8 protein-coding genes and 1 other annotated feature are annotated in these 12,441 nt (G+C 31.9%); of the genes, 3 read left to right on the top strand and 5 right to left on the bottom strand.

Annotation, left to right across the window (positions count from 1 at the left end):
- Positions 1-844: 844 nt before the first annotated feature.
- The 3 genes from ABV008_RS04600 to ABV008_RS04590 all read left to right on the top strand — a co-directional run bounded on the left by ABV008_RS04600 (position 845) and on the right by ABV008_RS04590 (position 5,935).
- Positions 845-2,056, top strand: coding sequence for an efflux RND transporter periplasmic adaptor subunit (locus ABV008_RS04600; protein ID WP_352418643.1), 1,212 nt, complete (start codon positions 845-847; stop codon positions 2,054-2,056).
- 14 nt (positions 2,057-2,070) lie between these two features.
- Positions 2,071-5,133: an efflux RND transporter permease subunit gene (locus tag ABV008_RS04595; RefSeq protein WP_352418642.1), complete on the top strand. Its 3,063-nt coding sequence runs from the start codon at positions 2,071-2,073 to the stop codon at positions 5,131-5,133.
- Between the two features lie 340 nt (positions 5,134-5,473).
- Positions 5,474-5,935 (top strand): Hsp20/alpha crystallin family protein, encoded by a 462-nt coding sequence (locus ABV008_RS04590; protein WP_352418641.1) that lies wholly within the window; start codon positions 5,474-5,476, stop codon positions 5,933-5,935.
- A gap of 84 nt (positions 5,936-6,019) precedes the next feature.
- Here the strand turns inward: ABV008_RS04590 and leuS are convergent, their stop codons facing one another.
- The 5 genes from leuS to ABV008_RS04565 all read right to left on the bottom strand — a co-directional run bounded on the left by leuS (position 6,020) and on the right by ABV008_RS04565 (position 12,377).
- The gene (gene leuS, locus ABV008_RS04585) at positions 6,020-8,428 is read right to left on the bottom strand and encodes a leucine--tRNA ligase (RefSeq protein ID WP_352418640.1); all 2,409 of its coding nucleotides are present in this window, start codon (positions 8,426-8,428) and stop codon (positions 6,020-6,022) included.
- A 256-nt stretch (positions 8,429-8,684) separates the two neighbouring features.
- Positions 8,685-8,898: a binding site (T-box leader), on the bottom strand.
- Between the two features lie 144 nt (positions 8,899-9,042).
- Complete coding sequence (locus tag ABV008_RS04580) at positions 9,043-9,579, bottom strand: hypothetical protein (RefSeq protein WP_352418639.1); 537 nt, start codon at positions 9,577-9,579, stop codon at positions 9,043-9,045.
- Between the two features lie 60 nt (positions 9,580-9,639).
- Complete coding sequence (locus tag ABV008_RS04575; RefSeq protein WP_352418638.1) at positions 9,640-10,716, bottom strand: DUF58 domain-containing protein; 1,077 nt, start codon at positions 10,714-10,716, stop codon at positions 9,640-9,642.
- Between the two features lie 8 nt (positions 10,717-10,724).
- Positions 10,725-11,666: an AAA family ATPase gene (locus ABV008_RS04570; RefSeq protein WP_352418637.1), complete on the bottom strand. Its 942-nt coding sequence runs from the start codon at positions 11,664-11,666 to the stop codon at positions 10,725-10,727.
- A gap of 390 nt (positions 11,667-12,056) precedes the next feature.
- Entirely contained in the window at positions 12,057-12,377 is a 321-nt protein-coding gene (locus tag ABV008_RS04565; protein ID WP_352418745.1) for an ATP-binding cassette domain-containing protein, read from the bottom strand.
- Positions 12,378-12,441 lie beyond the last annotated feature (64 nt).

The following is a 12,441-nucleotide window of genomic DNA, read 5'->3' as shown; positions in this document are numbered from 1 at the left end:
TAAATTTGGTCCTAACGGACACACCGATCATAAACTTATAATAAGGTTGGTGCTCGGTGCGTTTGACCTACCATCGATTTTCTGATAGAAGCATTCAGAAAATCGGGTTAGGTCATTTTCCGCAGTCTCGCAACACAAATTTATTTGTTCGCTATCGCTCACATAAATTTGGTGCTCGGTGCGTTTGACCTACCATCGATTTTCTGATAGAAGCGTTCAGAAAATCGGGTTAGGTCATAAAAAAAGCCACAGGATTAATATTTCCTATGGCTTATAGAATACAAGGGTAGTGTAAAATGCAGAAAAGCATCAAAATACCTTATAGACACAAAAAAACCATAGGATAATATGCACACCCTATGGCTATTTTTTCCTGGATTAATGTTAAAAAACTACATCAGTATCTGAGTTGCTTGGGTCGTGCATAAAATTGTCATATTCTTTTTTATTAGTAAAATATTTATTCTGATGCTCATGACACGACCTCCTTCTGAAATATTTATTAACATAATTTAGTATATAAAATAAAGTTGAAAAATACAACTATTTTTCCAATTTGTAATATAAATGTAATATTTGCCAGTATAAATACTAAATATAATAAAATTTTTACATAAGTTTAGATAACTTTTGGGTAACTATAGTGTATTAAAATAATTAATGATTTCTTTTATTAATAGTATGCTCACTTTGCCAAAAATCATACAGTAATTATAACTATCTTATATGCGTGTATGTTAGCAATAAATCTTTTTAAATACCATTTGACATAATATCAATATGATAATACTATTATTATATAAACTAAGATAAATCTGATTAAAGCTTATATGGAGGGGATAAAGTGAAAAAAGTTTTATGCTTTATAATAATACTTTCTCTTGTTTTTTCAATAGGTTGTTCTAGTGAAAATAAAAATAATAACCTAGAAGAAAATATTAGGCCAGTAGTTGTTGAAAAATTAGAAACAAAAACCTTTCCAATACTACTAAATTACATAGGTACTCTACAGTCAAAGGATTTAAAAAAATATAGCTTTAAAAGTAGTGCAAAAATTAAAAGCGTCCATGTTGAAGCAGGTCAATATGTAAAAAAAGGTGATTTACTTATTGAACTAGATACTGCTGATTTAAATAAAGCCGTAGATGTAGCAAAATATCAAATGGATGCTGCTAAAGCAGTGTATGATAAGTCACTAAAGGGTGCAACTCCTGAACAAAAAAAACAAGCAGAATTGACAGTAAAACAGGCTCAAGACGGATATAACTTCGCATTAGACTCTTATAATAAAATACTAGAACTTTATGAGGCAGGAAGCGTTTCGAAACAAAAACTTGATGAAGTAAAATTACAGCTAGATAATTCAGAAAGCTCTTTAAAGCTTGCAAATGAAGGTTTAAACCAAGTAAAAAGCGGTGTCTCTGAGGAAGATAAGAAAGCAGCATTCTCTCAATATGAACAAGCTAAAACTGCATATGAGGCACAGCTTAGCTTGCTAGATGATGCTTCTTTGATATCAGATGCGGACGGATATATAGTCGATATATTATATAAAGAAGGTGAGCTAATACCCCAGGGCTATCCTGCAATAGTTCTTCGTACAGATGAACAAATTATTAGCGTTGGTTTATCGCAACAAGATGTGAAAAAAATAGATATTGGCACTAAAGCATATATAACAATAGATGATATAAATATGCAGGCTCATGTTTCTAACATAAATAGAGCAGTTGATATGGAAACATTGACTTATAAAGTTGAATTAACAATAGAAGACAAAATGTCTAATAAAGATTTTTTATTAGGCTCTATTGTTAATGTAGATTTTCAAATAGGTGAAGAAAAAGGTATATGGATTCCAATAGTAAATGTAATGAGTGATGCAAATGACTATGTTTACATAGTTGAAGATGAACATGTAGTTAGAAAGGATATTAAGATAAAAAGCATCTATGAAGACAAGGTGCTTACAGAAGAACTAAAGCCTGGAGAAAAGCTTATAGTTAAGGGCATGAAAAACGTAAAAGAAGGATATAAAGTCATTGTAGAAGACTAAAGAGGGGTGAGATAATGAAAGGTGTTACTCATTTTTCAGTAAAAAACAGAAGGATTACATTATTTTTAGCCTTAATACTTACTGTTGTTGGTATATATAGCTATTACATAGTTCCAAAACAAGATAATCCAGATGTAGCCCCTTCTGTTGCATTAGTGACAGCCATATATCCTGGCGCCTCACCAGAAGATGTCCAAAAACTAGTTACCACAAAGTTAGAAGATAAGATAGAACAAATTGAAGGTTTTGATAAGGTTGTTTCATATTCTAAAAATAGCCTTTCGATTTTAGTTGTCTATTTAGTTAATGATGCTGATGTAAATAAATCTTGGACTGAATTAATAAATAAAATGAATGAAGCTAAATCTGAACTTCCTGAAGAAGTCACAGATATTAAAGTAAACACTCAGTTAGCAGATACATCTGGAATCATTATTAGTTTCTCTGGTGAAAACTACAGCTATGAACAACTGGCAGCCTATGCAGAAAACATAAAAAATGAATTAACTAAAATAAATGGAGTTTCTAGATTTGAGGTAAATGGAAAACTAGAAAAGGAAATTGTTTTTACAATTGACGTAGCTAAAATAAATCAATTAGATATCTCTTTAGACGAAGTTGTACAGCTATTAAACATACAAAACATGGAGATACCTTCAGGTAGTATAAAAACTGAAAGCTCGAAAATAAATGTTAAAATCCCTGGCTCCTTTAACTCGATTAGTGACATTGAAAACACTATAATTGGCATTTCGAGAGAAACGGGGGCTGAAGTTCGTATAAAGGATATTGGGAAAGTTTCACTTGAGCTAGAAGAAGGTACTCTAAAGTATAAAAAAAATGGTAAAAATGCAGTACTATTAACAGGATATTTTGATGATGATAAAAACATAGTATTAATAGGTAAAGAGGTTAGAAAGACATTAAATGAATTAAAGGAAAGTGTTCCAGAAGATATTATATTTGACGAAGTTTTATTTCAGCCTGAGGATGTAAGTAAAGCAGTTTCTAGCTTTATGAGCAGTTTAATACAAGGAGTAATATTTGTCCTTATTGTAGTTTTTATAGGAATGGGACTCAGAAATGCTTTAGTAGTGTCAACAGCCATACCTTTTTCAATTATCTTAGCATTTATAGCTATGAATCTAATGAAAATTAAGGTTCATCAAATTTCTACTGCTGCCTTAATAATCGCTCTTGGTATGCTGGTAGATAATGCAATAGTAGTCAGTGATGCTATTCAATATTTAATTGATGAAGGCCATGATAAATTATATGCAGTTGTTGAAGGTACCCGTAAATCTATGATACCCATATTTACTTCCACATTAACTACTGTAGCTGCTTTTATTCCCTTACTCTTACTTCCTGGTATGGTTGGTGAGTTTGTATACAGTCTTCCTATGGTAGTAATAATATCTCTTAGTGCTTCATTTTTAGTAGCTATGATAATAACACCTACACTAGCTTATATTTTCTTTAAGCCTTCAAAGAAAAAAGCCTTTTTCCTTGAAAGCCTATATCCTCTTTTTAATAAGATGCTATTATGGGGATTAAAAAAGAAAAAAACTATCATTTCAATATCTTTTGTTGTCTTATTTTTAACAGCATTTTTAACTTATCAAATAGGTCTTCAATTTTTTCCCTATATTGATAAAAATGTTATCTATATAGATATTCAATCTGAAACAGTTGGTAATATAGGAGAAACAGAAAAATTAACTGAAAATATAGAAGAAATATTAATTCAACAAAAAGAAATAATTGACTATACTACTTCAATTGGTGGAGGTTTACCTAAGTTTTATCTAACAGTGACTCCAACTATCCCATCTACAGATCAAGCTCAAATACTATTAAAGCTAGATTTGAAAAAAGGAGGTCGTTTTAAAACTAATGAGAAGTTTGCGAATTATCTACAAGAAACCTTAGAGCATAGTATTGTGGGAGGTACTGCCACAGTTAAGCTATTAGAATATGCAGAGCCAATAGGAGCACCTGTTAGGATAAGGGTATCTGGGGAAAGCCTCGATAGAGTCATAAAAGCAGCAGAAGACCTTCAGACTGAAATCAGAAATATACCTGGTACTATAAATATAAGAGATGATGCTCCTAGAAAAAGCTATGAATATGTTGTAGATATAAATCCTGATATTGCTATGCATCACGGAATTACAAAAATAGATGTCCAAAGGCAGGTCAACATAGCACTGATGGGAGCTAAGGCAACTACCTTTAGAAAAGCTGGCAATGAGTATTCAGTAATAGTAAAAAGTGATATTGATGCTAAAAGTCAATTAGAAAACCTTGCTATTAAATCATCTATAGCAGGAAATAAGGTTCTTCTAAAACAAATAGCTGAAATTAAACTGGGAGCACAAACAGATACTATAACCTCATACAATAAAGATGTTGCTGTTACTGTATATAGTGATGTAAGAGATGGATATAGTTCAGTAGATATACAAAACATCATTGAAAAAGATAAGCTAGAAAATATAAATACCGAAGACGTAATTATTACTTTTGATGGTGAAAGAGAACAGATAATAGATAAGTTCAGTAATGTAGGTTTTTCAGCTGTATTTGCTGTGCTAGCAATTTACATAATACTAATGTTTCAATTTAAATCATTTACAAAACCTATTGTTATACTTATCACTCTCCCTCTATCTCTAATAGGTTCAATAGTTGGTCTATCTGTGTTTAGACAGCCATTGTCCTTTATGGCCTTTTTAGGAATAGTAAGCCTATTTGGAGTAGTAGTAAATAACGCCATACTCTTAATTGAATATATAAACGATGCTAGAAATAGTGGTCATGGCGCAAATGAAGCTTGTATAGATGCAGTAGATAAAAGATTTAGACCTATTATATTAACTACTACAACAACTGTAATTGGTCTAGTTCCCTTAGTACTTTCAGGTAGTCCTATGTTTACACCAATGGCAGTTTCACTGATGAGTGGACTTATGGTATCTACTATATTAACTTTGGTTATCATCCCCGTAGTGTATAGTTTGATGGCTGAGTTTACAGAAAAACGTCATTGCGAAAGGCAAAACAAGACAAGGTAGATTCATAGCTTAACCACTCTGTTACTAAAATGCACCCAAATGTTGATATGCTCCCCTTGTGGTAGACAGAAAACTGTTTATCATAAGGAGGAGCTATTTTTATGGGCAATATACTATTTTTAAAAAATAACATATACCCGCTGTTTCTCTTATTAAGAAAATTTACAAAAAACCAAGTAATTCCAAGTATTATTGAGTTATAAGTAAATATTCCTATTTATTGCCTTATTTATATTATATTTGCCTCTAAATCAAACTTGAATATCATATAAAATATCATATAATATAAATACAAGGTCAAAGAAAGTCAAAGTCAAATAATCTAAAGGAGGTCTTTTATATGTTTAATTTAGTTCCATATAACAGAAAGAATAGAGGCATGGTAAATAGGCCAAGTGACTTCTTTAGTTTTGATAGCTTCAATAACTTTATAGACAGCTTCTTTAATACAGATTTCTTCCCAGCAGCACAAAATTATGGTCAAATGAAGGTTGACATAAAAGAGCAAGAGAATAAATATATCTTAGAAGCTGAACTACCAGGAGCAAATAAAGATGAAATAACAGTAGAGCTTAAAGACGATATGCTTACTATATCCGTAGAAAGAAATGAACAAGTTGAAGAGACTAAAGAAAACTACATTAGAAGGGAACGTAGATATGGTTCTCAATCAAGAAGCTTCTATGTAGAAAATGTAAAAGCTGAAGATATCAAAGCTAATTTTGAAAATGGGATTTTATCAATCTCTCTACCAAAAAAAGAAGTCAAAGCAAATAGCAGTAAAAAAATCGATATAAACTAAAAATCCCCCTTTTTATCGTTATCTATAACATTAAAAGCCCAGCTTGAATCAAGCTGGGCTTTTAATATTGTTTTAGTATTTTAGCTACTTCACAACTATATTAAATATTCTACCTGGTACATATATTTCTTTTATTATATTTTTACCTTCTATTAGACTATATAGTTTTTCATCTCCAGCAAATTTGGCTTTTGCCACTTCTTGAGTTGCATCTGCTGGAATTGATATAGTACCCTTTACTTTACCATTGATTTGAACTGCTATTTCTATTACATCTTCTACTGTTTTAGCTTCATCCCAAGTAGGCCAAGCTTGTTCGTTTAACATTCCGCCAAATCCATTTATATCCCATAGCTCTTCTGTTATGTGTGGAGCAACTGGGTTTAGAAGTGTAAGGAATATTTTAAACTCTGCTTCATTGACTCTTCCTGCACCATTAAATTCATTCAGTAGGCTCATAAGTGCAGCAATGGCTGTATTATATTTCAATGTTTCAAAATCTTCACTTACTTTTTTAATTGTTTTATGAATACTTGTTTCAAGCTCTTTTGAATATTCGTCTCCATCAACTAATAATTCTTGAAGTCTCCATACCCTATCTAAGAATCTTCTACAGCCTTTAACCCCATTTTGAGACCAAGGAACACTCTTTTCAAAATCACCTATAAACATTTCATATAATCTTAAAGTATCTGCGCCAAATTCATTTACTACATCATCTGGATTTATAACATTTCCTCTTGATTTTGACATCTTTTCATTGTTACCTCCAAGTATCATACCATGTGAGGTTCTTTTTTGATATGGTTCTGGACAAGGCACTATACCACAGTCATATAAGAATTTATGCCAAAATCTTGAGTACAATAGATGTAGCGTTGTATGCTCCATTCCACCATTATACCAATCTATTGGTATCCAATAGTCTAAGTTTTCCTTACTTGCAAGTTCTTTATCATTATGAGGGTCAGTATATCTTAAGAAATACCAGGATGAACCTGCCCATTGAGGCATAGTATCTGTTTCTCTTTCAGCATATCCTCCGCATTTAGGACAAGTAGTTTCTACCCAGTCTCTAATATTGGCTAATGGAGACTCACCATTATCTGTAGGCTCATAGCTTTCTACTTCTGGCAATAATACTGGAAGTTGATCCTCTGGTACTGGAACCCAACCACATTTTTCACAATAAACTAAAGGTATAGGCTCTCCCCAATATCTTTGTCTTGAGAATACCCAATCTCTTAACTTATAGTTTGTTTGCCTATGTCCTATTCCTTTTTCTTCTAGCCAATCACTTATTTTTTCTTTTGCTTCCTTTACTGGAAGTCCATTAATGAAATCAGAGTTAACTATTATACCATTCTCAATATCAGTAAATGCTTCCTTTTCTACATTACCTCCTGCTACTACTTCAAGTATAGGAAGCCCAAATTTATTAGCAAATTCCCAGTCTCTAGTATCATGTCCTGGTACAGCCATTATAGCTCCAGTACCATAGGACATAAGTACATAGTCTGATATCCAAATAGGCATTTCCTTATTACTTGCTGGATTTATTGCATTTATTCCTTTAACTTGTACTCCTGTCTTTTCTTTAACTAGTTCAGTTCTTTCAAAATCTGATTTCTTTTGAGCATATTCCCTATATTCTTCGATTTCTTTAAAGTTTTCAATTTTATCTTTTAGTTCGTCTATCAGTGGGTGTTCTGGTGATACAACCATATATGTTGCACCAAACAAGGTATCTGGTCTTGTAGTGTAAACTGTAATTTTCCTACCTCCAGTAATATTAAAATCTACCTCCATACCTTCTGAGCGGCCTATCCAATTTCTCTGCTGTATTTTAACTCTATCTATATAGTCAACTAAATCTAAGTCTTTAATTAGTCTTTCTGCATATTCGGTTATTTTAAGCATCCATTGATTTTTAGTTTTCCTAACTACTTCTCCACCGCAGCGCTCACATCCACCATTGACTACTTCTTCATTAGCAAGACCAACCTTACATTTTGTGCACCAGTTTATGGAAGCTTCTTTCTTATATGCTAGTCCTTTTTCAAATAATTTAAGGAATATCCATTGTGTCCATTTGAAATATTCAGGATCAGTTGTATTTATTTCTCTGGACCAATCAAAGGATAGACCTAAGGATTTTAGCTGCTCCTTAAACCTAGCAACATTTTTCTTTGTTACAATGGTAGGATGAATTTTATTTTGTATTGCATAATTTTCAGTAGGCAACCCAAAAGCATCCCAACCCATTGGATATAAAACATTATATCCTTGCATCCTTCTTTTTCTTGCTACTACATCTAGGGCTGTATATGGTCTAGGATGACCTACGTGAAGCCCTTGTCCTGATGGATAAGGGAATTCTATTAGTGCATAGAATTTTGGCTTTGATTTGTCCTCAGAAGCATAAAATGTTCCTTTCTCATCCCAAATATCATGCCACTTTTTCTCAACTAACTTTGGATTATACTCTTTCATATCTCTCACTCCTCAACACACATAATAATATTTTTGAGTTTTTAATAGAATACTAAACGAACATTTGCAGGACATGACTATAATTCTTAGCGAATGTAAGTAAAAAATCTGTTAAGCAGCTTGCACTATTTAAGCGAAGCGAGTTTGCAAGCTGTAGGATTTTTTGCTGGAATGAGCTTTAGAATTATTCATGGCCGAAACCGTGAGTGTGTATTCTATTAAAAACTCTACAAAAATAAAAAAACCTTTCAACTCATATAGAGACGAAAGGTTCGCGGTACCACTCTAATTGACAGCAAAAACTAACTTACTGTCCACTTAATAACTTTAACGGATTTATCCGATTAGAGCTAATAAACTTCACTCTAATAGCTCAGAGACGAGTTCGAATATGGTTGCTGCCGTTTTTCACCAAGCAACGGCTCTCTAAAAACAACTTATAGCCTACTACTTCTCTTCAAAGCAATTATATTAATTATATGGTATTGTACCAAATTTTATTATATAAAGCAAATGTTTTTTATATTGGGTGAATGGACAAAGTAAATGCAACCTTTGTCCATTCACCTATCTCTAACTCTCTATCTCTATCTCTAACTCTATAGCTTTCCTCTCTATAGCTTTTTATATAAGCTTTCCATCTCTTCTACTAATTTTTTATCTGTCTCCGTATTTCCATATCGACTATTAATATAGATTTCTCTTATTTTATGAATATCATCATCAAAAACTTCTTTTGCTTTTTCATTAATCTCTGAGGAAGAATCTGTTTTCAGAATCTCTATATCCCTTTTTATTAATTTACCCAAAAATCTTCTATAATAATATCTTATTTGTTCACTTAATTCCTTTGGATATTTATCCCTTTTAAATCTCTTTTTCTTGTCTTTGGTCCCTTTGATATTTTCTCTTTCCTCTACATATTCTATTCCTTCATATCTTCCATTTCCTACTTTAATAATTAATCTATAAACAATATAAATAACAACTATGATAACTATTAATCCCAATATTCTCTTAAGTATTGTGAAGTCCCAAACCTGTTCTTCTACTATCTCTTCCAAAGCTTCTATATTTTCTATATTTTCTATATCAAATTCTTCTACTATTTTCTTTGTGTTTTCTGGAGTTTCTTGTTCTCTTTTTATCATCTCAAAAGGTATTTTTATTTTCGTACCTAGCCAATAAAAATGAAAATTATCTCTATCATTTTACTTACTCCTATACTTAATAATATTATTATTTAACTTTTCCAAATGCTCTTCCTCTACAGATACAACTACTGTTCTGCTTACACTTCTGCTTAACAAATTTATAGGCTCTATATAGGTGTCTAGTATTCTAGGTGTAATGAGCACTGCTGTAGTGTAATTACCCTGTCTTTTACTGATATCATTTATTGTAGTCTCAAAGAACAATGGTATTCTGTAGTCTATCTTTCCTAACACTCTAAGCATACTGTCTAAGTGATTCTGCCCTAAGCCCGAGTGATAGAAGTATCCTCTCTCATTAGACGAATCCACATTATATGCATTAGTCGCAAATCCATAAGGAATTTTTAAATCTTCAAACTCCTCCATGACCGCTCTTGCCAAGGATATGACCTTTTCAATCAATTCCTCCTCTGGTGCCTTCCAGCAGGGCTTCATAGTTTCCATATTTAAGACTACAACAACACTATTATCAGTAGTAAAATCAAAATTCTTGACCATCAAATTGCCATATTTAACTGAAGAAGGCCAGTGAATAAATCTTTCAGGTTCATTACCTGTGTATTCCCTTATTCCAATAGTCATGAGGGGATCATCTATTATCCATCTCTTAACAGATACGTCTCCACTTAGTGAGCCAAGAGGAACAACGCTGTTCTCTAGCTTTGTCTTCATTGGAAAAACTATTATTTCTTTTTCCACTGATATTTTTTGTTCCACTGTTTTAAAACCAACAAAGTCTCCTATTTCCAACTCCACATCCCTAATAAAATATCTACCTCTTTTATTTATATGCATTTTATATGTTCTTCTTACTCTTTGATAAGGCATTACAAACAATGTGTAGATATTACTTATCTTATTAAAGCCCTTTGGGAATTTTTCATATACCTTTAAGAATGAAACTGTTAAGGGCTTTTTATTCTCAATTATTGAGGTTATCTCTATGTCCTCCCCTATCTCAGAAGTTCCTTTTTTTACTTCCATGCTATAGGTTAAATTTCTAAAACCATAGTTTAACGTCAGCCTGTTTATTAGGTAAACAAATACTATTAATCCGACTAAATACCAAATCATGGCTATACCTACATATTCTCTAAGGGAACTTCCACAGTTTCAACTATTCCCTTGATTAATTCAAATGAATCTTCTATTCCATTTGTACCTCTGGCAATTATCCTATGGTTTAGTACATATGGTGCCATAGCCTTTATATCTTCTGGTATTATGTAATCTCGCCCATTGATTGCTGCATAGGCTTGACAGGCTTTAAATAAAGCTATTGCTCCCCTAGGGCTTACTCCTAAAACAATATTATCTTTATTTCTAGTTTCATCTATTATATTTAACAAATAATCCATGACATCGTCATGGATTGAGACCTCAGATACACTCAATAAAAGGTAATTTAACTCATCAGAATCAACAATTGGCTCAATATTATCTAATGGATTTCCTATATTTTTTTTGATTATAATCTTTTCTTCTTCCTTTGTTGGATATCCTAATTTGATACGCATAAAGAACCTATCTAGCTGTGCTTCTGGTAATGGGAATGTTCCAAAGGATTCTACAGGATTTTGAGTAGCTAGTACCATAAATGGTTTATTTAGTTTTCTAGTGACTCCATCGGCTGTAATTTGCTTTTCTTCCATGGCTTCTAGTAGAGATGATTGAGTTCTAGGTGTGGCTCTATTTATTTCATCAGTCAGTACAATGTTTGAAAACAGTGGTCCTTCTCTAAATTGAAAATCTCCAGTTTTTTGATTATAAAAATTAATTCCTGTGATATCAGAAGGTAATAGATCTGGTGTAAATTGAATTCTCTTAAATGGTAGATTTAGTGTCTTTGAGAAGGCTTTTATCATCATAGTCTTTCCCATACCAGGTATATCTTCTAGTAGAACGTGTCCCCCTGATAGAATTGACACTATAATTAGCTCAATTTCTTTTTCTTTTCCTATTATTACTTTTGATACATTTTTTACTATTTTTTCTTTAAAATCAGTAAATCTTTGTATACCCATATATACCCCCACTCCATTCTTATTATCTGAGTATTATACTACTGAATTCATATCTCAGAAATACCACAATTAAATATATTGCAATAACTTAGCCCCTTAATTCTAATTTCAGTACAGTCTATTTATCTAATATGTATTCAATCAAATTGTTAATTCTACTGATACTTAGGTGTAAATAAACAAATTATTTTAACGCTATGAATAAATATACTGATTTAATTTTGAACATAAGATATAGATGGAAATATATTTCTATGTTTAAAACTTTCTTGGAGTCTATTTTCAACTATATCCAATTCAACATATTTTCATAACGTATACTCTATTCTATACCTGACTAGACTACTATTTTAATTTAAAATAGCCTACATTACTTTTTTGTTCTGTAATTCATAAAGATATTTGTAATGACTGTGTAATCTCATCAAGTATATAACAGTCAGCATCTCTTAGAAACGCTCTTGATAATGCTATCTTTTGCCACTGGCCTCCTGAAAGTTGTACGCCATTGTTAAACCATACACCCAGTTGAGTGTCTATCCCATTTGGTAAGCTGTTAACCATTTTATTTGCAAAAGCCCTCAACATAGCATCATTTAGTTTTATGTCATTATTCAGATATTCTAAATTACCAGTTCCGATATTTTCCCTACAAGTTAATTCATACTTATTAAAATCTTGCCTTGAATGAAAAACTAAATTCCACTTTATTGAATTAGGTGTGGAATTTACTCTTTCTTAAATTCCAGTACTCCTTTACAATAATATTGATTTC

The sequence above is a fragment of the Proteiniborus sp. genome (assembly GCF_040308045.1).
GTDB lineage: Bacteria > Bacillota > Clostridia > Tissierellales > Proteiniboraceae > Proteiniborus.
Note: the sequence above shows the minus strand (reverse complement) of the source record. Positions and strands in the feature narration are given on the sequence as shown.

Coding starts and splice junctions, on each gene's coding strand:
- ABV008_RS04580 (WP_352418639.1), bottom strand. CDS start 9,579: ATGATAAAAAGAGAACAAGAAACTCCAGAAAACACAAAGAAAATAGTA.
- ABV008_RS04595 (WP_352418642.1), top strand. CDS start 2,071: ATGAAAGGTGTTACTCATTTTTCAGTAAAAAACAGAAGGATTACATTA.
- ABV008_RS04575 (WP_352418638.1), bottom strand. CDS start 10,716: ATGATTTGGTATTTAGTCGGATTAATAGTATTTGTTTACCTAATAAAC.
- ABV008_RS04570 (WP_352418637.1), bottom strand. CDS start 11,666: ATGGGTATACAAAGATTTACTGATTTTAAAGAAAAAATAGTAAAAAAT.
- leuS (WP_352418640.1), bottom strand. CDS start 8,428: ATGAAAGAGTATAATCCAAAGTTAGTTGAGAAAAAGTGGCATGATATT.
- ABV008_RS04590 (WP_352418641.1), top strand. CDS start 5,474: ATGTTTAATTTAGTTCCATATAACAGAAAGAATAGAGGCATGGTAAAT.